We start from the raw sequence: 25160 nt of genomic DNA on the forward strand, positions 1-25160 counted from the left end.
GGTTCCTTGCAGATCGCGTTCCTGCTCTTCGACCGTTTCACCGCACTGGACGTCGTCGGCCCCTACGACGTGCTCAGTCACCTGCCCGGCGCGCGGGTCACCCTCGTCGCCGACCGTCCCGGCCCGGTCCGCAACGACGTCGGCAGCCTCCACCTGTACGCCGACGCGGCGCTCGTCGACGTGACCCGCCCGGAGGTGATCGTCGTTCCGGGCGGCCTCGGCCAGAACGCGCACATGCACGACGGCCCGGTCCTGCGCTGGCTGCGTGCCGTCGACCCGCACAGCACGTGGACCGCCTCGGTCTGCAGCGGCTCGCTCCTGCTCGCCGCCGCCGGCCTGCTCGCCGGCCGTCGCGCCACCACGCACTGGCTGCTCCGCGACGACCTGGCCGCGCTCGGCGTCGTCGCGTCGCCCGAGCGGGTCGTCTTCGACGGCAAGTACGGCACCGCCGCCGGCGTCTCCGCCGGCTTGGACCTCGCCTTCGCCCTGGCCGGCCGGATCGCCGGTGACACGGTCGCGCAGGGCATCCAACTCGCCCACGAGTACCAGCCGCAGCCGCCCTACCGGGCCGGCGATCCGGCGACCGCGCCGGACGCGGTCGTCGCGGCGGTCCTCGCCCGGCGCTCGGCCATCGTGGGGCGGGCATGAGCGGCCACGGGCGCGGCTACGCCGTCCTCCGGACGACGCTCGGCCCGGTGCTGCGGGCCGCCGTCCGGTTGCGGGTCGAAGGGGTGGAGAACGTTCCGCTGAGCGGGCCGGTCCTGCTCGCCTCCAACCACCTGTCCGTCACGGACTCGACCTTCCTGCCACTCGTCGTACCCCGGCCGGTGACGTTCATGGCCAAAGCCGAGTACTTCACCGGACGCACCGTCCTGGGGCGACTCACGTCCCGGTTCCTGGCCGCCGGCGGTCAGGTCCCGGTCGACCGGGACGACCGGCGCGCCGCCGTGGCGTCCCTGGAGACCTGCCTGCGGGTGCTGACGGAAGGCGGGATCCTCTGCATCTATCCGGAGGGCACCCGCTCCCCGGACGGCCGCCTCCATCGGGGCCGCACCGGGGTGGCCTGGCTGGCGCTCAGCTCCGGCGCACCGGTCGTCCCGGTGGCCATGTCCGGCACCGACCGGGTGCTGCCGCCCGGACGGACACTCCCCCGCCCGGCGCGGGTCCGGGTGACGTTCGGCAAGCCGGTCGACCTCGGTGTGCTCGGCGGCGATCCCGGCGACGCGCGGTCCCGGCGGATCGCGACCGACGCCGTCATGGCCGCCGTGGCCGAGCTGTCCGGCCAGGAGTACGTGCCGCGGTACGCCCGGCCGTGACGTCCCGCGCCGCCGGTCCGGCCAGGAGCGACCGGCAGTAGGCGTGAAGGCAGTGGTTGCGGCACCCGCCGACGGCGCCGCGACCACGCTGTGACGCAGATCACTCACCTCGCTCATGCTCAGCCCTCGCGCGCCAGGGTCCGCTGCCGCGGAAGTAGCCACTCACCCACCCTGAGACCCCCGGAGACCGCTTGGGCGAGCACACACGTACTCCCCCAAAGCAAACGCCCTCGCCGAAGGCAGAGACTGCCTGCGGGCATGATCCACAGTGGATTCGAGGGGATCGCCGGAGGCTCGGAACGTGGCTACGGTGGCTCGCATGCCAACTCTGATATCGCCCACCACCAGCCTGTATGCCGCCTTCCAGGACTGCCGCGACGACTGGGGACCCGGTCTGCACGAGGACGGCTTCGGCATCGGCCCCGAAGACGACCTGGACTCGCCCGACGGCTTCGCCGACTGGGTGCGGCGATGTGTCCGGCTCGACCACGGGGCCGGGGCGCCATGCCCCGACGAGCGGCACGCCTCCTGCCGGTGGATCGTCGAGGACGGGCAGGTGCTCGGGGGGATCGCGATGCGGCACTGGCAGGACGACGACCTGGGCCAGATCGGCTACGGCGTACGTCCCTCGGCGCGCCGCCGCGGCCTGGCGAGCTGGGCCCTGGGCGAGATGCTCCGCGAGGCCCGCACCGTGCTGGGTCTGCGCCGGGTACTCATTCCCTGCCTGGAGGACAACCTCGCCTCGGCGCGCACCATCGAAAGCCAGGGCGGCGTGTTCCAGGGAATCCTCGACACCGGACAGGTCCGGGTCCGCCGCTACTGGATCACGCTCAGCCGCTGACCTGCCCACCGGCCGGCGGAAGGGCCTGCCGGTCGCGCTAAGGCGTCCAGTCGCGCCGCAGCAGGCCGTAGATCACCATGTCGGCGAAGCCGTCGCCGTCGTACTCGCGCTCCCGCTGGGTGCCCTCGTGCGTGAAGCCGCACCTCTCCGCGGTCCGCCGCATGGCGGTGTTGCCGGCCAGCGTCTCCAGCTCCAGGCGGCGCAGGTTGCGGTTGCGGAACCCGTACCGGCAGAGCAGCCGGACCACGTCGGTCCCGTACCCCTGGCCGCGCGCCTCGGGCAGCAACGTGATGCCGAGGTGGGCGTACCGGTTGAAGGTGTTGATCCCCCACAGCGAGCTGCCGCCGAGAAACGTGCCGTCCGCCACGGCCTCGGCGAGCAGCGACACCCCGTCGTCGACCTCGGCCGGGTCACTGATCCGCTTCTCCAGCCGGGCCCGGACCTGACCGACGTGGTGCGGCACGAACGGGCCGTCGTTGGTGAGCAGGTGCAGTTCGGGGTCGCCGTGGAGACGGAACAGGTTCGGCGCGTCGTCGGGCGTGGGCGGGCGCAGCCGGACCCGGTCGGTGGCGAACATGCCGCGACGCTAACAGCCGGGGTACGGCGCCACGAACGAGTTAACGCCGGCCGCCGGTCTGGAATGCTTCGTCCATGCCGTCCTTCCCGCCCACCTTCGCCGCCGAGGTCGTCGCGCAGCCCGCCCGGGCCCAGTTCGAGGCGTTCCTCGACGAACACCGCGACGCGCTCGACCACTGCCTCGACGGGCTGACCGAGGAACAGGCGCGCCGGTCGTTGGTGACCTCCCGGACCACCCTGCTGGGTCTGGTGAAGCACGCGACCTTCGTGGAGAAGGTCTGGTTCGACGAGGCGGTCACGGGCCGGTCGCGCGCCGAGATCGGCATCCCGGAGCGGTCGGAGGACTCGTTCCTGCTCGACGACGGGGACACGATCGCCGGCATCCGGCAGGCACACCGCGCGGCCTGCGAGGCGTCCCGCCGGGCGACCTCGTCGCTGGGCCTGGACGACGTCCTCACCGGGCACCGGCGCGGGCCGCTCCCGCTGCGGTGGGTCTACCTCCACGTGCTGCGTGAGCTGGCCCAGCACTGCGGGCACGCGGACATCCTCCGGGAACAGGTCCTCGCGGCCTGACGCGCGGGGGCACGTGCGATCGTCGCGCGCCGGGTACCGTGCGAACGGGCGGGACGAGGAGGAGAGCGATGACCGGTGGCGGCCTCTCGTCGAAGCGGCTGGTGCGGCTGCGCGACCTGCTCAACCGGCACGTCGACACGGGCTTCGTCCCGGGAGTGGTGACCGTCCTCGCCCGCCACGGCCACGTGCACGTCGAAGCGGTGGGCCGGCTCGCCTTCGAGGGCGCGGGGTCGGGCACGCCGATGGCGGCCGACACGATCTGCCGCCTGGGTTCGATGACGAAGCCGGTCGTCTCCGCGTGCGTGATGACGCTGGTCGAGGACGGCACGCTCCGCCTCGACGACCCGGTCGACGACCTCCTGCCCGAGCTGGCGGACATGACCGTGCTCGCCGACCCGCACGGGCCCCTGGACGCCACCGTCGCGGCGCGACGCCCGATCACGCTGCGGGACCTGCTGGTCGGCACCCTCGGCACCGGCATGGTCCCCGCCGAGCCGGGCACCGTCCCGATCGCCGACGCCCTGGACGCGCTCGACTACGCGTCACCCGACGGGTGGATCCGCCAGCTCGGCGCGCTCCCGCTCGTCCACCAGCCCGGCGAGCGCTGGATGTACGACGTCGCCGCCAACGTCACCGGCGTGCTCGTCGCCCGGGCCACCGGCATGTCCTTCAACGACGCCATCCGCGAGCGGGTCTGCGACCCGCTCGGCATGCGGGACACCGCGTTCAGCGTGGCCGCCGGGAACACCGACCGGCTGGCGACGGCGTACGCGCAGGACGACGCCCCCACCGGCGATCCAGTCGTCGAGGACGGCCCCGACGGGCGGTTCAGCCGGCCCCGGGCGTTCGAGTCCGGCGGCGGCGGGCTCGTCTCCACCGCCGACGACTTTCTCGCTTTCGCCTCGGCCCTGCTCGCCGGCGGCGTCCACCACGGCGAGCGGGTGCTCTCCCGGCCGGCGGTCACACTGATGACCAGCGACCACCTGACCCCGGAGCAGAAGCCGGTGTCCGGCTTCTGGCCCGGCTACTTCGACGCCATCGGCTGGGGATTCGGGATGTCGGTCCGCACCCGCCGCACGCACCTCGGACCCTCGGTCGGCAGCTACGGGTGGCCCGGCCTCTACGGCACCGCCTGGTACAACGACCCCGCCGAGAACATGACGACGATCGTCATGATGCAACGGGCGCACGCCGGCGACCAGAGGCTGCCGATGTGGCACGACCTCTGGACGGCCGTCTACCAGTCGATCGACGACTGACCGCGAGCCTGTGGGAGCGAACGAGCCGGGTGGCGGACGGCGACGCGGGCGCGATCTGCCGGTAGGTCGGCGCGCGGTGGCGGCCGTCGTGGGTGCGGCGATCGGACTGGCCGTTCTCGCCACGGCGTTCGTGGTGCTGCCGGGCCTGGTGGTCGGGCACGACCTGGCCGGAGCGAGCGTCTCCGCGCCGGATCGGCTGACCGCGGTGGGCGAGGTCCGCAAGACGATGCTCCAGGCGCTCGCCGGCGTCGTGCTGTTCTTCGGCGCCTACGCCACGTGGCGGCAGCTCCGGGTCAGTCAGGACAGCCTGCGTGCCACCCAGGAGAGCAACCTGACCGACCGCTTCAGTCGAGCGGTCGACCAGCTCGGCAGCGACAAGCTGGACGTGCGCATCGGCGGCCTGCACGCGCTGTGGCGGATCGCGGAACACTCCCCCCGCGACCGGGAGGCGGTCATCTCGATCCAGGCCGCCTTCCTGCGTACGCACCTGCCCTGGCCGCCGCACGCCGCGGGAGCGCCCGCGGCGGACGTCGACATCAACGACGTCACGCCGCTGGAGACGCGTGTCGCCGACGCCCAGGTCGCGCTGACCGGGCTGGGTGTGCTGTGCCAGCACCACCGGGAACAGCGCTGGGTCAACCTCAGCGACACGGATCTCCGTCGGGCGGACTGCGACGGGTTGTGGCTGCCGGAGGTTAATCTCGACCGGGCCTGCATGGAGTCGGCGGGCCTCTTCCACGCCAACCTCACCCAGTCGTCCCTGGTGTCGACGAACCTGCGACACGCCGACCTCAAGACGGCCGTCCTGCGCCGCGCCCGGTGCGTCGGGGCCGACCTGCGCGGGGCCCGGCTGGTGGAGACAGACCTGCGCGACGCCGACTTCGGCGAGGCGGACCTCCGCGAGGCGAACCTGCGCAAGACCGACGCCACCGGCGCCGTCTTCCGCCGCGCCGATCTGCGTCTGGCCGACCTGCGCGGCGCCGATCTCGGCGCCGCCACCCTCACCGGGGCGCGGTTGGACGGCGCTCTCGCCAGCGACCTCACCCGGTGGCCTGCCGACTTCGACCACCTCGGCGCCGGCGTCGTCGTCACCGACGACCCCGGCCCCGAGCCGCCGCCCCTGCTCCAACCGCCCGGGATCACGACGAAGGCCCCGCGGCTCCGGTCGATCCCCTGACCGGGGATCCAGACTCACATCGGCTGGTCGAGCAGCTGCCAGCCGCGGCGCAGCCACGGTTCCGTACCCTGGCGGAGCAGATCCGCGCAGTGCTGTGCCGTGGCCCGGGCCAGTTCGGCGTCGTCCGGGTTCATCCAGCCGTCGCGGCAGGCGTCGTCGTACTCGTCCCAGTCCTCGATCTCGACCCGCCCGTCGACCTCGTGCCGGACCGGATCGAGTTCGAGGTCGACGTACCGCCAGCCGCCCTCGGTGACCTCCGGTGGGCGGCACACGTCGATCTCCAGTCGTCGGTCGGCGGGATCGCCCACCCACCACGCCGCCCACGGCCGACCGGTCGCCAGCAACACCACCACCGGTACGGACAGGGTGCCGCGGTCGTGCGGGGCGCCCCAGGCCGAACCGACCGGCCCGCGCAGCCACGTGCCGTCGCGGTCCTGCCCGACGCACCGCAGGTCGAACCAGAAGACACCACCCGGGCGCTTGATCTTGAACAGACGCACGGTCCCGGCGGCCATCCTGTCGGTCACCCGAGCAGCCTACGGAGACGTACCTCCGGCGGGACGCCGACCGACGGTGGCCCCGGCGGATTCGCCGCCGGGGCCGCGATGCCGGCGGTCCGAATTCGATCGACAGGACGATCGAGTGGCCCTACGGTCGCGTGGTGCGCCCCGGAGAGATCGTCGTCACTGCCGAGCAGGTTCGCGCCCTGATCGACGCGCAGTTCCCCGAATGGTCGGAACTGCCGATCGTCGCGCAGCCGTTGACCGGCACCGACAACGCGCTGTTCCGGCTCGGCGACTCGCTGACGGCACGACTGCCGCGGGCGCCGTGGGCGGTCGACCAGGTGGCGACCGACGCGACCTGGCTGCCGCGGCTCGCGCCGCACCTGCCGGTGCCGGTGCCGGTGCCGATCGGCCTCGGCCAGCCGGGTGGGGACTATCCGTGGCCGTGGACGGTCGTCCCGTGGCTGGACGGGCACAACCCGGAAGCCGGGCAGGACCTCGTCGACCTCGCCGTCGACCTCGCCGGCTTCGTGCGCGCGATGATCACGATCGACCCGATGGACGGGCCGGTCAAGGAGGGGATTCAACGCGGCGTACCCCTGGCGCAGCGGGACGAGCTGACCCGCCGGTCGATCGCGGCGCTGGGCGACCGGATCGACCGGCGGGCGGTGACCGCCGCGTGGGACGAGGCGATGGCGGCCGACGAGTGGCCCGGACCACCCGTGTGGCTGCACGGCGACCTGCTGGAAGGCAACCTGCTGGTCGACCGGGGCAGGCTCACCGGCGTCATCGACTTCGGTGCTCTCGGCCGCGGCGATCCGGCGGTCGAGGTCCGGCCGGGCTGGAGCCTGTTCGATGCCCGCGCCCGGGCCGCCTACCGGGAGGCGCTCGGTTTCGACGAGGCGACCTGGATACGCGGGTGGGCCTGGATGCTGTCGGGCTCGCTCTACTGGTTGGCCGACCTGTGGGACCTGATCAGCGAGGACGACCGCGCGGACACGATCCGCTCCATCGACCACATCGTCCGTCACCGCCACGACTGACCCGCGTCGAACGCGCACCGGCCGCGGCGCCTCGGCAACAGGGCCGCGCCCCGGTCAGCGGACGAGCGGGCGGTAGCGCAGGTGGACGACGCCGTTGCCGAACCGGCGCTCGCCGAGGAGCGTGTAGTCGGTGCGTCCACCCGTGGGTAGTCCCGATTTGCCGCCTCCCACGGACGTGGGCCAGACGAGCAACTGGCACTCGTCGACCAGGCCGGCCCGGATGGCCTGCGCGGCCAGGTCGGCGCCGCCGATGGTGATGTCCCTGTCCGCCGTGGCCTTCAGCTGGCGTACGGCGGCGAGGTCGAAGTGGCGCTCCACCCGGGTGGCAGCCGTCGGCACCTCGGTGAGAGTCGTCGAGTAGACGACCTTGTCCGCCGCCTTCCAGACGCGCGCGAACTCGGCCATGAGATCGGACTGCGCGGCCAGCGAGGCGTCGGTCTCCCAGACGGCCATCATCTCGTACAGGCGCCGCCCGTAGAGGAACGTGCCCGCCGACCGCAGGAGATCGGTGGTGAATGCGAACACCTCGTCGTCGGGCGGGAACCAGGCGAAGACTCCCGCCTCGTCCTCCATGTACCCGTCGAGCGACACGTTGTTCACGTAGATCAGCTTTGCCATGCCTCTACCTTCCGGTGCACCCGCGGTGTCACCTTGATCTGCCCGCTGACCGACCGTCACGTCTGTCATCAGGATCCGGCCGGGCGTCTCCACCCTCCGCCTGTTCCACGATCGACGGGGCCCGAGTGCGACGGCATCCCGAGAGAAAGTTGTGGAGACCGTCGCCTGACAGGCGCGAGGGATACCGAAGTCCTCGGGAGCCAGTGGTGTCGGATCAGGCCAGCCGATCCATGCGTGACGGGATCGGAGCACAGGGATACGCCGGGCTCGCGTCCGTCAGTCGGTCCCGCGTTCCCACGGACGCTCGATCCACGGATTGCTGTCGAGGTAGGCCGTGAGCCTGGGAAACCGCTGCCGGGTGCGGGTCTCGTCGGTCAGGTCGCCCGGCGCTCCCACCGGTGTCTCGGGTCCGGACGGGCCGTCGATGGCGAACGGAGCCCCGGTCGCGACGATGTACGCATCGAGGGGAAGACCGCAGAACCAGTCGATTCGCGCGTTGTGCCGGTCGGACGCCAACTCGACGAGGCTGTCAGGGTCGTTCTGCACGAGCCGGACGACAGGCCGTCCATGCGACAGGATCCAGTCCTGCACGGCGGAGAAGTCGTCGTCGTCCACGCTGCCCAGAAGCAGTGTCGCGGCGTCCCGGATCGACCAGCGGTACAGGCTGTCCTGCGCCTGCAGCCACAGGTCGTCGAACCATTCGATCTCGTCCGGGGTCAACGCGCGCAGGCGGCGGCGGAGCACCTGGGCGACGCGTTCCGTGTCGGCGCCCCCCTCCGCTCGGGCGCCTTCCACGATCCGCCAGAAGTCCTCCCACTCCATGGCGCAGACCCTAGCGAGCCGACTCCGCGTGCCAGGGCCCCGCGGCAGGTGCGTTCCGAGGACGCGTGCTGTCAACACGCAAGCGGGACACGGCATCGTGCTGGTTTTCTGGGATGGATACGGCACTGGGCGGCCGGCAAGCCGTGGTTCGACGCCCCCTGAGAGTCGGACGGTCAGCCGCCGGGCGTGCGCCTGCGGGGCGAGGCTCTCGATCGGATATCTTGCCGGCGTGGAGATCCAGGTGCTGGAGGGCACGCTCGTCGAGGTGCCGACACCGGGCATGACGGGCATGGACCGGCGTGCGTTCGGCGAGTTCGTCGGCCCGGGTGGCGAGTTGGCGTCGTACGCGTTCGGCTGGGTCACCGGCTCGGACCCGCACGTCGCCCGGCTGTCGGTGGGGATCGGCGCCGGCAATCCCGGCGGCGGCACCTTCCACGCCGTCATCTTCGCCAACGAGGAAGGCCATGCGTTCTCGCTCGTCGACGAGCCCTTCGAGCGGGTCCCGCAGGGCGGCCCGGACCTGACCGCGGACCAGTCACGTGCCCACGAGGACCTGCCGTTCGTGTGGTGGGTCACCGACCACGTCATGGAACACGATCGGCGCGCCCGGTGGATGCGGCACTGGCTCCTGGGCACCACCTGCATCCAGACCGCTCAGGTCTTCGAACGCCACGAGCCCGTGCTGCGGATCAGTCACGACGCGGACGACGGGATCTGGCAGCTCATCGGGGCCAGCGACGCGGACGGCAGCAACGGCAGGCTCGGGCACCTGCACCATGCCGTCGACGAGGATCCCAGCCTGATCGACGTCCTTGACCTGCCGCCCGGGCGCAGCGCGGTACGCGCGGCCCCGGGACGGCCCTGGACCTGCGACGCCTGACCTCGATCGAGACCAGCCCTATTCCTGCGCGTCGAGGTCGCGCAGGGCGTAGCGGAGATGTTCCCACTCCTCGTCGAGGATCACGTGGAGGCAGTGCACGACCGGCTCCTCGTGATCGGGTGACCACGCTGTCGGCCGCGACTCGGCGAGCAGGGCCGGCGTGGCGTTCGCGAGGAAGTCCCGCACCATGGCCTGCCGCTCGGCCCGCAGGTCCAGGGTCTCGGCGAGACTCGGCGGCGTTGCCGCGAAGATGGACATGTCGTAGCCGTCCGTCTCGTACTCGGCGTGCGGCTGCCCGAGCGGGTGGAAGGGCTGCGGCAGTCGCAGAATCGCCTTGCCGAGCCATGCGTCGGTGGCGAACGCGAGGTGGCGCAGCGTCTGCGCGAACGACCACTCGCCGTCGATCGAGACGTCGGCGGCGCCCTCGGGCATGGACTCGACCCGGTCCACCGCGGCTGCCCAGGCCCTCTCGAGCGCCGCCCACGCCGCGCGCAGGCCGTCGAGATCCGTGGCGTTCTTCAGCTCGCGCCCGGGAAAGCGCCGGTTCAGCTCGGCCTCGACGAGCGGCACCACGTCGACTCCGTTGACCAGCAGTGCGCCGTCCGCCAGCCAGGGCGCATCGATATCGAGCCCGCGCACGTCGACGCCGCGCATCACCGCGCCGGCCAGCGTCGACCTGGTGAACCGCGCGCCTTGCAGGTCCTTGTCCACGAATGTCCTGACGTCGCCCTCAACCACGGCCTCTCTCCTCCCGTCGGCGATCGCGGCGATGCTAGCGGGCGGGACCGACAACCGGTGTGCGACGCGGCCGCCTTCGTCCGTCGCCAGAACGCGAACTGCGGGTAGATGCAGCCGATCAGTGATGGGTCCCGCACCAAGGCGAACGCCGCGTCGTCGGCCGAGAGCCCGAACTCGGCACCGAGAACGCCTTCGATCTCCTCCTCGGAGGCATTCCTGAGCATGGGCTTTTCGAGCACGCTCTCCGAGCCTCACAATCGCCTGCATGCTGCCGACGGAGATGCCGTGTCTCGACGAGCCGCCGGTGCGCCTACGGCCGTTCCGACGGGACGACGCCCCACTCATCGCCTCGGTCGCGTCGGACCCGCTCATTCCCCTCGTCACGTCCGTGCCGCCCTCCGGCGCCCACGAGGACATCGCCGCCTACATCGATCGGCAGCACCAACGGCTCACCGACGGGTCCGGCTACTCCTTCGCGATCGCGGACGCCGATACCGACGAAGCCGTGGGGAGCATCGGTCTCTGGACCAACCACATCTCCGCGGGGCGCGCATCGACCGGCTACTGGGTAGCGCCGCATCACCGACGCCGGGGATACGTCCGGGCCGCCTTGGGCGCCCTCACCACGTGGGCCCGCTCGCTGGACGACATCAAGCGGCTGGAGCTGTTCGTCGAACCGTGGAACGAGGGCTCGTGGCGTGCCGCGGAAGCCTGCGGCTACCAGCGCGAAGGGCTCCTGCGCAGCTGGCAGCAGGTCGGGGCCGAGCGCAGGGACATGTACGTCTACAGCGTCATCCCCGGTCGCGACTCACGCACCGATCGACGCGGACACTGCCGGTCGTGACGGCGATCCGCGCTCGGTCCGGATGGGTAAACTGCCGCACACGCATGTCGGAGCGGTGCCAGCGGGGGCGGCCATGAGCGCTGAAGACCGGATCGAACGAGCCAGGGAAGCCTCTGAGCGGGCGGTGTACAGCGGTGACACCGGCGCGTTGACCGAGGCCGAGCGAGCCCTGGACGCGGTCGAGGCCGACGTGGCGTTGGCGCGCGGAAAGATCCTGCACGCCCGGTATCAGGCCGCCGCCGGCTCGTCGGCCGCCGAGGACCCCGCCGAACTTCCGCTGTTCGAGCGCGCACTCCAGTTGTACCGCGCACTGGGCGACACCCGCGGCGAGGCCGAGGCGCTGTTCTGGATCGGCTGTCTCCACCAGTTCGTCCGGCGCGACGACGAGGCCGCGACACCGCACCTGGAACGGTCGTGTCGGCTGGCGGCCGAGACCGGTGACCGCCGGACCCAGGCCGAGGCGCTGCGGCACCTGGGCATCGCGGCGCACGCCGCCGGCAGGTGGGACGAGGCGCGTGAGCAGCTCGAGGAGTCGTCCCGGCTGCGCCGGGAGATCGGGAACCTCCCGGGCGTGGCGTCCAACATGGTCGGGCTGGCCTACATCGCCGCGGCACAGGGCCGCCGGGCGGAAGCGCTCGCCACGCTCGACGAGGCGTACGCCATCGCCCGTCCGCACGGCGCCCACGCCACGGTGCGGCACATCGAGCAGGCGAGAACACAGATGTGACGTCGCCCGTCAGCTCCCCGCCGCGTCGAGGTCGCCGACGAGCGAGTCGGGGGCGCGCATCCGCCACGCGTCGGTGACCAGTTCCGTCAGGCGCTCGACGTCGACGTGCGCCAACCGCAGCATGACCAGCGGAAAACCGTCGTACGCGGGTGTGGTGAAGAAGAGGTCCGGCTCGCCGAGCAGCAACGCCTGCTTCTCCGCCTCGTCGCCCACGTAGAGCACCGCGATGTCGGTGCGGATACGCCGCGGCCGTCCGGGCGTGCGCTCCGGATAGGACCAGACGAAGCCCTTGTCGGCGACCCGGAAGTCGAAGCCGTCGCTGTCCATCTCGACCACGTGGGGCAGCGCCGACGCCACCCGCCGGACGTCGTCCGCGTCAACCACGGCGGTCACCCCGGGAGACCGCCTGACCGGACGTGCGCCCGGGATCCGCGCACGCCGCCGGTTCGAGCAGCGACAGCCTCCGCTGCCCCGCGTCGAGGCCGACGCGGATGCCGACCGGCATCGGCAGGTTCGGGCCGGCGTGTCCGAACTCGACGTTGCCCAGCACGGGGATGTCCCGGTCGCCGAGCACGTCGAGGACGATCTCGGCCAGGGTCGGGTCGGGCACCCCCAACCCCTCGATGGCGTGCGGGACGCCCACGACCATGCCGGCGATCCGGTCGAGGACGCCGCAGTGCCGCAGCACCTGCAGGTCGCTCCACACCCACGACGCGAAGCCGCCCATCTCCTCCCAGAACAGCACCGCGCCGTCGAACCAGTCGAGTGGCAGCGCGTACCGGGTCGCCTGGGTGCGCATGACGCGGTTGAGCACGCCGCCGATGAGCCGGCCCTCCACCCGACCGGCGCGCCAGCACTCCCACGACGGGGTGGTGGGCAGCTCGCCGATCGCCTCCGTGCCGGTGAGCAACGTCGAGTAGAGGCGCTCCAGTTCCGCCCGGCGTGCCTCGGTCACCCGCTGCCACGCCCCGCCGAGCCCTGGCGTGGCCAGGTCGGCGTGGAACCCGACCAGGCCCGTACGCGCGTAGAGCACGAGGTGCAGCAGCGAGATGTCGCTGTAGCCGAGGATCGGCTTGGGGTCGGCGGCGATCGCCTCGACGTCGATCAGGTCGAGGTAGCCGAGCGCCGTCTGACCGCCGTCGTGCGCGACGACGGCGCGCACCTCGGGGTCGCGCAGCAGCGCGTTGAACTCCGCGGCGATCTCCGCCGGGGTTCCCGCGCTCCACCAGTGGCGCCGCCCCGCCTCGAGCAGGGGCGCCCGACGCACCCGGAATCCCATCCGTTCCAGGACGGCCACCGCCCGGTCGAGGTCGGGCTCGTAGGTGGCGTGCAGCGGCCCGGACAGGGACGCGATCACGACGAGGTCGCCGGGGAGCAGGGCTCGCGGTCGAAGCAGTGGGGGCAGCGCGGATGCGGTCACGGTCTCCACGTCCCCTTCGGGCCGGTCGGCGGCCGGCCGAAGATGCCGTCGCCGGTCACCGTGGCGTCGTCGATCCGGCTCGGGTCGACACTCCATCCGCCGGCGATCGCCATCACGTCGAACTCGTTGGGCATGGCCTCGTGCCACCGGTCCCACTCGTCGTCCGACCAGTGCTCCATCCCGGGTTCCCGGCGCCGGACGCCGACGTTCCGCTCGATCTCGACGACGGTGGGCTCGCCCACGACGAGCGGCACCTCTCCTCGCTCACCGATGTAGCAGTAGGCGCGCAGCAGATCACCGTTCACCGCCCGCGCCCACAGGTGGTACTCGGGGACCCGCTCGGTGACGAAGAACTGCACCTCGCCGAGCGTCCGGCTCAGCTCCCGCAGCCAGTCGCGGAACCCCGGCTCCGTCGTGTCGAGGCCGGGCGGCAGGTCCAGCCGGCCGTGGGCGAGGACCCAACCGGGTACGGGCTCCGCCACGTACACGCCCTGCCGGTAGGCGCGGTCGGTGCCGGTGGCCCAGTCGAGCGTCTCCCGTTCGCGCAGGTCGAGGGCGTCCGCGACCTCCCGCACGGTACGGGCGCGGACCGCCAGCCATGTCGTCTTGAAGCAGAACCCGGCCACGGCGCACATGATCGCAGAATCAGCACCGGCCGTGCTCGCGAAAATCCGGTGACCGGCGAGGGCCACCGCCGCGACAATGTCGCAGTGGAGCAGATCGAGGTCGTCGTCGCCCATACGGAGCGCGCGACCCTGCGCGTCGGCGAGGTGTTCCTGAAGATCGACACCGACCGGGCGCGTACCGATGTCGAGGTCGAGGCGATGGCGCTGGTGCCGCTGCCCACCCCCGAGATCCTGTGGCGCCGGCCGCCCGTACTCGCGCTCGCCGCCCTGCCCGGGACGGCGCTCGGCCGCCTCGGCGAACCGTCGACGGAGTCGCCGGCGGCCTGGGCGGCGGCCGGCGCGGCCGCGCGGCTGCTGCACGACGCGCCGCTGCCCCCGTGGCCGGGGCGCGGCCACGACGAGTTGGCCGCGCAGCTCGACGGCGAGTGCGCGTGGCTGCTGCGCCACGAGGTCCTGCCCACCGACCTGGTCACCCGCAACCGCCGGCTCGCCGAGACGGCGCTGCGGCCGTGGAGGCCGGCGTTCATCCACGGCGACTTCCAGGTCGACCACGTGTTCGTCGACGCCGACGAGATCACCGGCGTGGTCGACTGGTCCGAGGCGAGCCCGGGCGACGCGCTGTACGACCTGGCGACCCTGACGCTCGGGCACCGGGAACACCTGGCGGACGTCGTCGCCGGTTACGGCGCCGACGTCGACCTCGACCTGATCCGCGCGTGGTGGTCCATGCGCAGCCTGCTGGGAATCCGCTGGCTGGTCCAGCACGGCTTCGACCCGTACGCGCCGGGCTGCGAGGTCGACGTGCTGCGGGCGCAGTGGTGAGCGCGGTTCGCCGATCAGTTCCGACGCGTCACGGCAGTTGGCAGAGGTGAGCGGCGGACGTCAAGGCCCCTCCCGCAGCGCTCCGGTCCGGATGGCGGTCTCCAGCACGTCGGGCAGAGACCCATTGGCCTTGTTGACATGGATCTCGACGTGGTCGGTGGCTCGCGAAATCGCCAGATAGAGCTGTGACAGCAGGTGCCGTGTCTGCGGCCACCTCGCGTGGCGCCGGATGCGCGGCAGACCAGCCACGATCACGGTGTCGAACTGCAGTCCGGCGACATACTCGGCCGGCGCGAGGACGACTGTGCGCTTCTCGTACTGGAGGCTGACCAGGTCGTCCCGGCTGCCTAGCACATTCACCCGCCCCGCCTCCGAGTCGAGCGACGCCTCCTCGTACAAATCCAGGAAGTCCTTGTCGACCAGCACGACGGCGATCCGGCCGCCGTCGGCCCGGTTGGTCCAGATCCGGGCGGCGCGGAGCGCACTCCGCGCCTCCTCGTGCGCGTCAACGTGTCGGTACAACACAGGTGCCGTCGACGCCGAACCTTCGGCGTCGACCTGTTCCAGGTCGAGTTCCCAGTCGTCGCCGAGATCGAGCTGCGGCCAGCTCTTGTTGATGTGGCGCAGGAGGGCGAGAACCTCCCGACCGAACCGGTGCACGCGCGTCAGGGAATGCTGCTCGACGTCGCCCATGATCGTTCCACCACGCGCCGCATCGTCACGGGTGATAGAGCGACCGGCGACCCCGGTGTAGACGATCTCCGCCGATTGCCGGGGGTCGAGGGCCATGAACATTTTCGGGTACGTCCGGGGATTCTTCGTCAGATGGTGCAGGGCCCGCCGTTCCTGCTCGTTGAACAGGTGCAGCTCGTCAACGAAGATGAGATCGTATCCGTCGGCCGTTCGCTGGTACTGCCAGCTGCTTTTCTCGAGATCCTTGACGAAGTCGTTGATGATCTGGTCCGAGCTGATCAGATTGTCCCGACGTAGGCTCTCCACGTAGTAGCCGTAGACCGTCAGGACGAAGTCCTTCTCCGCCTCGGTCTCCAGCGACATCATCCACGATGCCCGCCTGAGCTCCCGGTATTCCTCGGTGGCGTCGTGGGCGCCAGGCACGATGCCCTCTGGACCCAGCACGCACGCGAACTCGTTCAACATCTCCCACGCGAACAGACGGAAGTCGTCGCCGTCCGGCTCGCTCTCGACGGTCTCCGCGAACTCCGGGCGGACGCGGCTGCGATAAGCCGGCCAGTCCGTGCGGATCGCCCGGCTCAGCAACGACTTCACCCGGGCGAACTGCTGCTGCTTGCCCTCGTGGCTGTCCTCGCCCAGTGGTTCCAGCCCTTGCGGCAGCATCGTGTTGAACAACATGCTACCGGCACTGAACAGTGGAAACACGTCGATGTCGCGGATCGCGTCGCCCTCGTCCATCGTGCGCAGGAGCTGGTCGATCTGGGCTTCCATCGCCCAACTGTGGGTCAGGAACAACACCCGCAGATTCTTCCCCTCGGCGCGTGCCTGCGTGACCTCCCGGATAGCCTTGAGAAGGAGACACAGCGTCTTCCCAGTGCCTGCGGGACCACGCAGCTTGACCGGCGGCGTGCGTTCGAGAAACCGCCGCTGGTCGTCGCTGAGGTGGGGCAGCCACTCGGTGTAGGTCCGTCCGCGCGACGTGGCGTCGAACGTCGCGTTGAGCGCAACCATCGGCGACACCTGATGGGCGGGACGGGCCGGGCCGGTGAACCTGGAGCGCGCCTCCCGCAGAGCGTCGTCCCAGAACAGGACCGCCTCCTCGTAGCGGGAGTAGTCCGGCCGGAAGTCCTGCAACGCGATGATGTGGTTCGGCGGGGAGAGACGCCAGAACAGGACGTCGACCGAGCCGACCGGTCGGTTCTCGGCCGTCCACCGGCTCATGCGATCCGACTTCGTGCGCGGACTACCAAAGAACGAGAACAAGTTCTTGTGGTGAAACGCGTGCCAGTCCCGGGGCAGCGACACCGGCGGTGCCGCCGCGACGATCGCGGCGCGGTGTACCCGCTCCAGGACCGACTTCTTCATCCAGCGACTGTTGGCCACGCCGAACGCTTCCTGGTCCAGGATGACGATCCGGCGGGCCGCGGGCTCGTCCGACTCGTGGATGAAGTAGACGGTGTCGCCAAGTTCGACGCGCTCCACCTGCCACTCCGTGCACTGGTCGCCGGGCATGCCCCCGAACCACGACGCCTCGGCGGCCACCAGGCAGGCTTGCAGGGACGCGATGCTGAAGACGTAGTCGCTCGTCAAGGCATCTCCCATGTTGGTCCGGGGGTCAGATGTGAGTCGAAGATGGAGTCGCGGGCCGCCTCGTACTCCTCCGGCAGCCCGATCGATGCGAAGACGTCCGCCATCTGTTGCGTGAGGCGGTAGACGTAGGGCGCGAGCAGACGCGACGTTCGATGGGCGACGACATTCCTGCCGTCCTTGTCGTAGTACGAGGTGGAGAGGCTACGGAGGCTAGTTTCGCGGATCAGGCGGAGATAGGCGATGAACCCCTCGGTGTGCTCGTGGTCCAGCGAGCTGATGAAGAACACGTCGCCCGGGAGGTTCTTCAAACGGCTGCGGATCTCACCCAACAGCAGCTCCTCCGCCGACTTTTTCTTGGTGGGTCTGAAGACCGACGTCAGCGCGGCGAATTGCTCGCCGTATGTCGGGGAGCGGAGGGCACGGCCGCACTGCGCGATGTCGTCGATCATGGCGGCGAGGACGTCGGTGTCCTTGGAGGCCACCTCCCCAAGGTGTGCGCACAGATCGGTCAGGCCGTTCTCCACGTTGGCGCAGACCTCGACAGCCCGCGCCGAAAGCCCCGGCTTGATGCCGCGGTCGGCTTCGAGCCGCCCGACCGTGTCCGACATGTCGCGCAGGATGCGCCTTCGACGGTCGTCCGCAATCCTCGGCAGGACCCGCCAAGCGAGGTAGTCCCGCAGGGACAGGATCGGCACGTAAGACAGGATGCCACCATGCTTGTCGTTGGCGATGTCGCAGTCGGCGGTGACAATTATCCCGGCCTTCTGCCACATGTCGTCGCCGGCCGGACCGTCGCGGAATACAAAGATGTCACCCTGGCGGATCGAAGCGCCGTCGGCGACCGGAGCAGATTCCCTGAACGCTTCGCCCACCGCGCCATCATTGTGGCGCCGGCGCGGCCATGTCAACGGGCGTCGTCCATCGGACAGCTATTCACCACTGTCTTGATTATGGATCCGTCATGTGATCCGGAAACACGGCACTGAATGCCCCGAGCCGACACCGGTGGCACACCCGCGACTCCTACCAGCCGCCGGACAACCGCCGGCGGACGCGGGATCAGAACCAGCTCTCCCGCATGTCCAGCGTGGTGCGGTCCAGGCTCTCCAGCAGGTCGAACCGCGCCGCCACCGTCGGCAGCTCCCACCGGTAGAAGTAGCGCGCCGCCTGCCGCTTGCCCGCCAGGAACTCCCCCTCGGCGCCGTCCGGGGAGCCCAGCGCCTCCACCGCCAGCGCCTGCTCCAACCACATCCAGGCGATCACCACGTGCCCGACCGCCTCCAGGTAGACCGAGGCGTTGGCCAACGCCAGCTCCGGGTCGCCGGTGGCCCACAGTCGCCGGGTCACCACCGCGATGCGGTCCACCGCGGCGCCGAGCTGGCCGGCCAGCTCGGAGGCGAACCCCTCCGCCTTCCAGGCCCGGGTGACCGTGCCGCGGATCGTCTCCAGCAGCGCCTCAAGGGCCGCACCGTCGCGCATGGTGACCTTGCGGCCGAGCAGGTCGAGGGCCTGGATGCCGTGGGTGCCCTCGTGGATGGCGTTGAGCCGGTTGTCCCGCCAGTGCTGCTCGACGTCGTAGTCGCGGGTGTAGCCGTACCCGCCGTGCACCTGGATGGCCAGGTCGTTGGCGGCCAGGCACCACTGCGCCGGCCAGCTCTTCGCGATCGGGGTGAGCAGTTCCAGCAGCAGGTGCGCCCGGTCCCGGTCGGCCTCGGCGGGCGCGGTCTTCTCCTCGTCGAGCAGCCGTCCGCAGTAGAGGATCAACGCGAGCGCGCCCTCGACGTAGCTCTTCTGGGCCAGCAGCATCCGGCGTACGTCGGGGTGGGCGACGATCGGCACCTGCGGCGCGGTGGGGTCCTTGTCGGCGACCGGGCGGCCCTGCGGTCGTTGCCGGGCGTACGCGACGGACTTCAGGTGGGCGGTGTAGCCGAGCGCGGTGGCGCCGGCCCCGATGCCGATGCGCGCCTCGTTCATCATGTGGAACATCAGCGCGAGCCCCTGGTGCGGCTGGCCCACCAGGTAGCCGACCGCCCCGGCCCGCCCGTACGGCCGGTGCACGCCCTCGCCGAAGTTGAGCAGCGTGTTGGTGGTGCCCCGGTAGCCGAGCTTGTGGTTGAGCCCGACCAGCACCACGTCGTTGCGCGGGCCCGGCCCGTCGCCGTCGCGCAGCACCTTGGGCACGATGAACAGCGACAGGCCCTTCACCCCGGGCGGCCCGCCGGGAATGCGGGCGAGGACCAGGTGGACGATGTTCTCGGCCAGCTCGTGGTCCCCGGCGGAGATCCACATCTTGGTGCCGACGATCCGGTACGTGCCGTCGTCCTGCGGCTCCGCGCGGGTGGTCAGGTCGGCCAGGGAGCTGCCCGCCTGCGGCTCGGACAGGCACATGGTGCCGAAGAACCGGCCCTCCACCATCGGGCGGACCCAGGTGTCGACCTGTTCCGGGCTGCCGTGGGCGAGCAGCAGGTTGGCGTTGCCGAGGGTGAGGAACGGGTACGCCGACGTGCCCACGTTGGCGGCCTGGAACCAGGCGAACGCGGCGGCGGCCACGGCGTGCGGGAGCTGCATCCCGCCGATCGACTCGTCCAGCGTGGCGGCGAGCAGCCCGGTGCCGGCGAACGCGTCCAGCGCCGCCTTGACCTGCGGGATGGTGCGGACGCGCTGGCCGTCGAAGGTGGGTTCGCCGGTGTCGGCGGCCCGGTTGTGCGGGGCGAACCGCTCGGCGGCGACCTGGGCGGCGAGGTCGAGCACCGCGTCGAACGTCTCCCGGGAGTGCTCGGCGTAGCGGGGTCGCTCGGTCAGCCGGGTCACGTCCAGCCAGTCGTGCAGCAGGAACGCGAGGTCGCGGCGGGACAGCAGCAGATCGGACGAGGACACGTGGGCTCCTTCCGGTCAGCCGCGGCGCAGACCGGCGACGGCCTCCCGCAGGTCATCCTGACCGATCGGGGCCGGCGGCGCACCCTCCGCCGCCTCCCGCAGCGCCTTGGCGAGTTGCACCCGGCGCAGCGCCTCGCGCAGGTCCGCCCCGGTCAGCCCGGCCGTGTCGGCGGCCAGGGCGGTCGGGTCGAGGTCGTCGGCGAACATCCGGAAGCCGGGCCGCTCGTGCCGGTCGATCAGCTCGCGGACCATCTTGGTGAGGATCTCCGCGCGGCCGGTCTCGTCCGGCGCCGGGATGGCGATCTTCAGGTCGAAGCGGCCGGAGCGGATCAGCGAGGCGTCGACGCGTTGCGGGAAGTTGGTGGTGGCCACCACGATGACGTCGGGGTTCTCCTCGAACAGCGTGTTCATCTCCTGCTTGAAGATGCCGGCGACGGCGTTGACCGCCTGGCTGGCCGCGTCCCCGCCGGCGCCCGCGTAGCTGATGATCGAGTCGAACTCGTCGAAGAGCATGACCGTGGGCCGGCGGTAGCGGCGGGCGTCGCGGAAGATGCGCTTGATGTTGCGTTCCGAGCCGCCGAGGTACTTGTCCAGGATCTCCGGGGTGCGGATCTCCTCGAAGTCCGCGCCGATCTCGTTCGCGAGGGCCCGGGCCAGCATGGTCTTGCCGGTGCCCGGCGGCCCGTACATCAGGATGCCCTGCGGCCGGCGCGCGCCCCAGCGGGCCATCGCCTGCGGGTGCCGGAACGACACGGCCACCTCGCGGAACCGGGCGACCACGTCGGGCAGGCCGCCGACCTGGTCGAGGGTCACCGTGGTGCTGCGCGGCTCGGCCACCGCGACCGGTCGCCGCCCCACCCGGTACGTCCGTCCGCGCAGCACGGACGGCTCCACACTGTCGCCGGCCAGCTCGCGGACGGCCTGGAACAGCAGGCCGAGCACGGCGATCAGCTGCGCCGGACCCACCTCGGCGCTGGGCACGTCGGCGCGGATGCGTACCGTGCCGTTGTCCTGGTCCACCTGGGGCCGCACCCCGGCGGCCTCGGCGGTGTGCAGCACCGCCCGGCCGGCCGGGTCACGGGGCGGCGTGACCAGGGCGGTACCGGCGGGGCGCAGCCCGAGCCGGCGGCCCGCCTCGGCCGCCGCCCGGCCCACCACGGCGGCCGGGCCGTCGCCGCCGCGCGCGGCGAGCCGCTCGGCGAGCAGCAGGCCGACCGGCCCGGCCAGCCCGAGGGCGAGCAGGCCGGCCGGCGCGGCCTCCACCCGCAGGTACGCCTCGAAGCGGTGCACCGGCCGCCCGGCGACGGTGTCGGCGCGCACGGTGCAGCGGACCTCCCGGACCGGGGCGGGGAAGTCGCCGCCGGCCAGCAGGTCAACCGGCCCGTCCTGGGCGGCGGCGAGCAGCCCCGTCGCGTCGACGACGCGCACCTCGGCGCCGAGCAGCGGCACCACGTCCTCGTCCGGCCGCACCTCGTACCCGGTCATGGGTCCTCTTCCCTCGCGGCGACGTCTCCCTGCGAGTCTGGCACCCACCGGCGCGGGCGGCCACACGTCAGCCGGCCGCCCCACCGAGCAGGCCGTCGACGAGGTCGCGGGGCAACCCGTGGGTGTCGTGCAACCAGTGGTAGTCGCGTTCGGTCAGCGGGCCCCGCGCGCGCACCCGGTCGACCAGCGGCCGGCCCCGTCGCAGCAGCCCCCGGAAGCGGTGTTCCTCGTCCGCCAGCGCCTGCCGCAGCGGGCCGGGGTCGACGTGCTGACGGAACCGGCGCGACGTGTCCGCGTGCAGCGTCGCGGGCAGCTCGTCCAGGCTCCGCTCCGGGTCGTCGCGCCACAGCACGGTCAGCGCGCGGCGCAGCAGCCGACGCAGCACGTACCCCCGGCCGGTGTTGCTCGGCCGGACCCCGTCGCCGAGCACGACCACCGCGCAGCGCAGGTGGTCCGCGACCACCCGCAGGTCCGTGCCGCGCAGGTCCCACCGGTCGCGGACCGTCTCCACCCACGGGCGCAGCCCGTCGCCGGTGAACACCGACCGGTCGCCGCGCAGCACCATCTCCAGCCGCTCCAACCCCATGCCGGTGTCGATGCTGACCAGCGGCAGCGGGGTGAGCCGGCCGTCGGGGTGGCGGTGGTAGCGCATCTGGACGTGGTTCCACACCTCCACCCAGCGCTCGTCGCCGCTCGGGGTGCCGGTGGGCGGCCCGTCGCCGGTCCACACGAAGATCTCCGAGTCCGGTCCACAGGGGCCGGTCGGGCCGTTGGACCACCAGTTGTCCTCGCCGAGCGCCTCGACCGGCACGCCGAGCCCGCTCCAGGTGTCCCGCGCGGTCTCGTCCGGGCCGACGCCGTCCGTGGGGCTCCCCGCGTGGACGGTCGCGTGCAGCCGGCCCGCCGGGATGCCGTACCCACCGGTGAGCAGCTCGTAGCCCCAGCGCAGGCTGGTCGCGATGTCGTAGTCGCCGAGCGACCACGAGCCGAGCATCTGGAACACGGTCAGGTGGGTGCGGTCGCCGACCTCGTCCAGGTCCGTGGTGCGCAGGCACCGCTGCACGTCGACCAGGCGGCGTCCGCCCGGGTGCGGGCGCCCCAGCAGGTACGGCGTGAGCGGGTGCATGCCGGACGTGGTGAACAGCACCGGGTCGCCGGGCGGCGGGACCAGCGAACTCTCCGGCGCGTCCCGATGGCCGCGCCGGTGATAGTGGTCGTGGAAGATCCGGGTGATCTCGTCGGGTGTCATGGCGGGTGCCTTCCGGGTACGGGCGTCCGGACGGTCCGCGCAACGGTGGCGTGACACGACGACGCCGGCGGACCGTTTCCGGTCGCCGGCGATGAATGGGCAGGTCAGGCGGCGGCAACCGGCGAGCGGGAAGCTCGCGCGGCGGCGGCGGTGACAATGCGCCTGCTCTGCATCCGTCCACGCTATCCCGCCCACCCGTCCCCGCCCACCCCTTTTCCCCGCCCCTTCTCCCCGTCCCCTTCTCCCCGTCCCCGTCCCCCTCCCCCTGCCCCTGCCCGTTGATCATGAGGTTGGCGGCACTCCTTGGGCGTTTTGTTCCGGTCAACCTCATGATCGACGTGGCCAGTGCCGGAAATGCGGGAAGTTGCGGTGCGCTGCGCACACGCCGAGATCCGGACCGGCCGTGGGTGGAACGCCATGGGTGTGAAATCGGGCCGGAGACACCCATGGTGTTCCACCCGGGTGGGCGGCGTTCGGTGGTGAGAGGTGCCGGCGCGCGGGATGGGTCCACCACCGGGTGTGGCCGGTCCAGCGCCGGGCACCGAGCACCGGGCCAACGGGCACCGAGCAACGGGCACCGAGCAACGGGCCAACGGGCACCGGGCCAACGGGCACCGAGCAACGGGCATCGAGCACCGGGCCAACGGGCATTGAGCACCGAGCACCGCAACCGCACAACCGGCCAACGGACCAGGCAGCCGGACAACCGGCCAGGCCCTGGACAGCCACCAGCAGGCCCGTCAGCCGACGGCCTGGCGCCACTTCGGCGGGGTGGCGGGGTCGCGGGCGACCGGAGACCGCCACCTCGGCGAGGTTGCGCCGATCTTGGGGGGGTCGGCGCGGCGACGCCAGGGGGACGGGACCGGACGGGACGTCAGGGGGTGGGGGCGGTCGCGGGGTGAGTAGGCGGCGGTAGAGCGCGTCGAGGCGTTCGGCCTGCGCCTCCCAGGTCCATCCGGGCAGCGGTGAGTCCGGTCGGTCGTAGACGGCGCGGTAGCGCCCCGGGTCGGCGAGCACCGCCCGGACCGCGCGGGCCAGGTCGGCGGCGTCCCGGGCCCGGAACACCTCGCCCTGGCCGGTGGCCCGGACCGTGTCGGCCATGGTGCGTACGTCGCTGACCACGATCGGCAGCCGAGCGTGCGCGTACTCGAAGAACTTGGTGATCAGCGCGATCTCGTGGTTGGGCCAGTGGTGCAGCGGGATGAGCCCGACGTCGGCGGCGGCGAGGAACGCGACGAGCTGCCGGTGCGGCACGTACGGCAGCACGTGCACCCGGTCGTCGACGCCGTGCCGGGCGGCGCGGGCCACGACCTGGCGGACGTACCCGGCGGCGGGGTCGCCGACGACCAGCGCCAGGTGCACGCCGGGCAGCCGGGGCAGCGCCTCGACGACGGTGTCGACGCCCCGCTGCGGGGCCATCGCGCCGCTGTAGACCAGCAGCGGGGTGTCGGCGGCCAGGCCGCAGCGCGCCCTCAGGTCGGGTGCGCCCCCGGCGTCCACCGCGGCGGCGACCGGCCCAGCGCCGACCACGGATCCACCGACCGGCGCAGCGAGCACCACGGATCCGCCGACCGGCGTCGGTACGGCCGCCGGTTCGGCCGTCGCGACCGGGGCGTTGAGCACGACGGTCGGGCGCTGCGGCAGGTCGTGGTCGCGGACCAGCAGGTCGGCGAGGGTGTCGGAGACGGTGACGACGGCGTCGGCGTGGCCGACGTACTCGCGGACGTAGCCGAGGTGGGCGGGCAGCCAGCGGGCGTTGTCGCGGCGGGGCCGGGCGCCGGGCAGCCACTCGTGCGCGTCCCAGACCAGCTTGACGTCGCGTCCCTGCGCGCGGGCGCGCTCCACGGCGCGGGCGGCCACGCCGAGCATCCGGAAGTCGTGCGCGTGGATCAGGTCGGGGCGCACCGCGTCGACGACCGGGCCGGCGAGCCGCTCGTACCCCCAGAGCCCGGGCTCCAGCCGGCGCCAGGCCCGGTCGCCGAGCCGCGCCCGCCAGTAGCGGACCTGGGCGTGCTCGACGGGCCGGCGGGCCAGCCGGGCGGCCCGCAGCGGCAGCCCGCCCCGGGCCACCAGACGCCGCCGCAGCCCGGCCACGCCGCCTGGGGACCCGGACGCGCCGGGCGGGGCGGGACGGGGGGCGTCGAGCGGCAGGACACGCACCTCGGCGTCGCCGAGCCGCCAGCGGCGCTCGGCGTCGACGTGGGCGCAACCGAGCAGGGTCACGTCCCACCCGGCGTCGGCAGCGGACCGGGCGGCCTTCTGCACCCGCGAGTCACCCTCGACGGCGTTGTCGACCAGCATCACCACCCGGCGGCCGGCGCGCGGCGTCGCGGCGTCGCGGTCCATCGGCGACCACACCCCTTCAGCTCGTCGGCCGGACTGGGCGCGAGTGTACGGGGAGCGCGACGCCGCCAGGACCGCAGTGGAAGCGCCCTGAGCTGCGAAGACACCGAGTGTGCAGGTGCCGGCGGGCGAACGTTC

Annotated in this window: 24 protein-coding genes and 1 pseudogene; 11 read left to right on the plus strand and 14 right to left on the minus strand. The window is 72.1% G+C overall.

Translation table 11 applies throughout. The features are described 5' to 3' along the window. Positions 1–6: 6 nt before the first annotated feature. The 3 genes from COO58_RS13295 (at position 7) to COO58_RS13305 (ending at position 2157) form a co-directional block, all read left to right on the plus strand. Positions 7–648 carry a DJ-1/PfpI family protein gene (locus tag COO58_RS13295; protein ID WP_098745159.1) on the plus strand — a complete coding sequence of 214 codons (642 nt, stop codon included), beginning with the start codon at positions 7–9 and terminating at the stop codon, positions 646–648. Further along, positions 645–1316: a 1-acyl-sn-glycerol-3-phosphate acyltransferase gene (locus COO58_RS13300; RefSeq protein WP_091576454.1), complete on the plus strand. Its 672-nt coding sequence runs from the start codon at positions 645–647 to the stop codon at positions 1314–1316. Before COO58_RS13295 ends, COO58_RS13300 begins: the two co-directional genes overlap by 4 nt. A gap of 319 nt (positions 1317–1635) precedes the next feature. Next, positions 1636–2157 (plus strand): GNAT family N-acetyltransferase, encoded by a 522-nt coding sequence (locus COO58_RS13305; protein WP_091576456.1) that lies wholly within the window; start codon positions 1636–1638, stop codon positions 2155–2157. A 37-nt stretch (positions 2158–2194) separates the two neighbouring features. On the opposite strand, the gene COO58_RS13310 is transcribed toward COO58_RS13305, so the two are convergent. Next, positions 2195–2734 carry a GNAT family N-acetyltransferase gene (locus COO58_RS13310; RefSeq protein WP_091576458.1) on the minus strand — a complete coding sequence of 180 codons (540 nt, stop codon included), beginning with the start codon at positions 2732–2734 and terminating at the stop codon, positions 2195–2197. A gap of 74 nt (positions 2735–2808) precedes the next feature. Here COO58_RS13310 and COO58_RS13315 point away from each other — a divergent pair, with 74 nt between their 5' ends. The 3 genes from COO58_RS13315 (at position 2809) to COO58_RS13325 (ending at position 5742) form a co-directional block, all read left to right on the plus strand. After that, positions 2809–3306, plus strand: a complete 498-nt coding sequence (locus tag COO58_RS13315) for a DinB family protein (RefSeq protein WP_091576460.1) — start codon at positions 2809–2811, stop codon at positions 3304–3306. Between the two features lie 68 nt (positions 3307–3374). Next, a complete protein-coding gene (locus COO58_RS13320) occupies positions 3375–4565 on the plus strand; it encodes a serine hydrolase (protein ID WP_098745160.1) in 1191 nt (396 codons plus the stop codon). A 76-nt stretch (positions 4566–4641) separates the two neighbouring features. After that, on the plus strand, positions 4642–5742 hold the full coding sequence (locus tag COO58_RS13325; protein ID WP_218012349.1) for a pentapeptide repeat-containing protein: 1101 nt from the start codon (positions 4642–4644) through the stop codon (positions 5740–5742). Positions 5743–5756: 14 nt separating this feature from the next. Here the strand turns inward: COO58_RS13325 and COO58_RS13330 are convergent, their stop codons facing one another. Then, a complete protein-coding gene (locus COO58_RS13330; protein ID WP_141561890.1) occupies positions 5757–6269 on the minus strand; it encodes a DUF402 domain-containing protein in 513 nt (170 codons plus the stop codon). Positions 6270–6403: 134 nt separating this feature from the next. On the opposite strand from COO58_RS13330, the gene COO58_RS13335 reads away from it, so the two are divergent. Next, positions 6404–7288: an aminoglycoside phosphotransferase family protein gene (locus COO58_RS13335; RefSeq protein ID WP_176558804.1), complete on the plus strand. Its 885-nt coding sequence runs from the start codon at positions 6404–6406 to the stop codon at positions 7286–7288. A 54-nt stretch (positions 7289–7342) separates the two neighbouring features. Here the strand turns inward: COO58_RS13335 and COO58_RS13340 are convergent, their stop codons facing one another. Together COO58_RS13340 and COO58_RS13345 are read right to left on the minus strand one after the other, a co-directional pair. After that, on the minus strand, positions 7343–7906 hold the full coding sequence (locus COO58_RS13340; RefSeq protein ID WP_098745163.1) for a dihydrofolate reductase family protein: 564 nt from the start codon (positions 7904–7906) through the stop codon (positions 7343–7345). Between the two features lie 276 nt (positions 7907–8182). Beyond that, positions 8183–8728: a DUF4240 domain-containing protein gene (locus tag COO58_RS13345; protein WP_098746310.1), complete on the minus strand. Its 546-nt coding sequence runs from the start codon at positions 8726–8728 to the stop codon at positions 8183–8185. A 229-nt stretch (positions 8729–8957) separates the two neighbouring features. On the opposite strand from COO58_RS13345, the gene COO58_RS13350 reads away from it, so the two are divergent. Continuing rightward, on the plus strand, positions 8958–9608 hold the full coding sequence (locus COO58_RS13350) for a hypothetical protein (RefSeq protein ID WP_091576472.1): 651 nt from the start codon (positions 8958–8960) through the stop codon (positions 9606–9608). Between the two features lie 18 nt (positions 9609–9626). Here the strand turns inward: COO58_RS13350 and COO58_RS13355 are convergent, their stop codons facing one another. Then, entirely contained in the window at positions 9627–10346 is a 720-nt protein-coding gene (locus COO58_RS13355; RefSeq protein ID WP_218012350.1) for a DinB family protein, read from the minus strand. A 265-nt stretch (positions 10347–10611) separates the two neighbouring features. Between COO58_RS13355 and COO58_RS13360 the strand changes: the two genes are divergently transcribed. Both COO58_RS13360 and COO58_RS13365 read left to right on the plus strand, forming a co-directional pair. Further along, the gene (locus COO58_RS13360; RefSeq protein WP_098745164.1) at positions 10612–11190 is read left to right on the plus strand and encodes a GNAT family N-acetyltransferase; all 579 of its coding nucleotides are present in this window, start codon (positions 10612–10614) and stop codon (positions 11188–11190) included. 73 nt (positions 11191–11263) lie between these two features. Further along, positions 11264–11917, plus strand: coding sequence for a tetratricopeptide repeat protein (locus tag COO58_RS13365; RefSeq protein ID WP_098745166.1), 654 nt, complete (start codon positions 11264–11266; stop codon positions 11915–11917). A gap of 9 nt (positions 11918–11926) precedes the next feature. Here COO58_RS13365 and COO58_RS13370 read toward each other — a convergent pair whose 3' ends face one another. Genes COO58_RS13370 through COO58_RS30760 form a run of 3 tightly spaced genes read right to left on the minus strand, consistent with a single transcriptional unit; the run spans position 11927 to position 13972 of the window. Next, entirely contained in the window at positions 11927–12301 is a 375-nt protein-coding gene (locus tag COO58_RS13370; RefSeq protein WP_176558805.1) for an MmcQ/YjbR family DNA-binding protein, read from the minus strand. Further along, positions 12294–13337 carry an LD-carboxypeptidase gene (locus COO58_RS13375; protein WP_098746314.1) on the minus strand — a complete coding sequence of 348 codons (1044 nt, stop codon included), beginning with the start codon at positions 13335–13337 and terminating at the stop codon, positions 12294–12296. Before COO58_RS13375 ends, COO58_RS13370 begins: the two co-directional genes overlap by 8 nt. Continuing rightward, the gene (locus COO58_RS30760; RefSeq protein WP_098746316.1) at positions 13334–13972 is read right to left on the minus strand and encodes a hypothetical protein; all 639 of its coding nucleotides are present in this window, start codon (positions 13970–13972) and stop codon (positions 13334–13336) included. The genes COO58_RS13375 and COO58_RS30760 overlap by 4 nt, the downstream gene beginning before the upstream one ends. Positions 13973–14047: 75 nt before the next feature. Here COO58_RS30760 and COO58_RS30765 point away from each other — a divergent pair, with 75 nt between their 5' ends. After that, on the plus strand, positions 14048–14785 hold the full coding sequence (locus COO58_RS30765; protein ID WP_098745167.1) for a phosphotransferase family protein: 738 nt from the start codon (positions 14048–14050) through the stop codon (positions 14783–14785). Between the two features lie 60 nt (positions 14786–14845). Here COO58_RS30765 and COO58_RS13390 read toward each other — a convergent pair whose 3' ends face one another. The 6 genes and pseudogenes from COO58_RS13390 to COO58_RS13415 all read right to left on the minus strand — a co-directional run. Beyond that, positions 14846–17068, minus strand: a complete 2223-nt coding sequence (locus COO58_RS13390) for a UvrD-helicase domain-containing protein (protein ID WP_141561891.1) — start codon at positions 17066–17068, stop codon at positions 14846–14848. Beyond that, positions 17065–17940, minus strand: coding sequence for a hypothetical protein (locus tag COO58_RS13395; protein ID WP_098745170.1), 876 nt, complete (start codon positions 17938–17940; stop codon positions 17065–17067). Before COO58_RS13395 ends, COO58_RS13390 begins: the two co-directional genes overlap by 4 nt. 187 nt (positions 17941–18127) lie before the next feature. After that, positions 18128–19945 (minus strand): acyl-CoA dehydrogenase, encoded by a 1818-nt coding sequence (locus COO58_RS13400; protein WP_098745172.1) that lies wholly within the window; start codon positions 19943–19945, stop codon positions 18128–18130. Between the two features lie 15 nt (positions 19946–19960). Then, positions 19961–21430, minus strand: a complete 1470-nt coding sequence (locus COO58_RS13405) for a 26S protease regulatory subunit (RefSeq protein ID WP_098745173.1) — start codon at positions 21428–21430, stop codon at positions 19961–19963. Between the two features lie 67 nt (positions 21431–21497). Beyond that, a complete protein-coding gene (locus tag COO58_RS13410) occupies positions 21498–22679 on the minus strand; it encodes an alanine--tRNA ligase-related protein (RefSeq protein ID WP_098745175.1) in 1182 nt (393 codons plus the stop codon). An 894-nt stretch (positions 22680–23573) separates the two neighbouring features. Continuing rightward, positions 23574–25025: pseudogene (locus COO58_RS13415) on the minus strand (glycosyltransferase family 4 protein); the annotation flags it as partial. Between the last annotated feature and the right edge of the window lie 135 nt (positions 25026–25160).

It is taken from the genome of Micromonospora sp. WMMA1996, from assembly GCF_002573675.1.
In the GTDB taxonomy this organism is placed as follows: Bacteria; Actinomycetota; Actinomycetes; order Mycobacteriales; family Micromonosporaceae; genus Micromonospora; species Micromonospora sediminicola.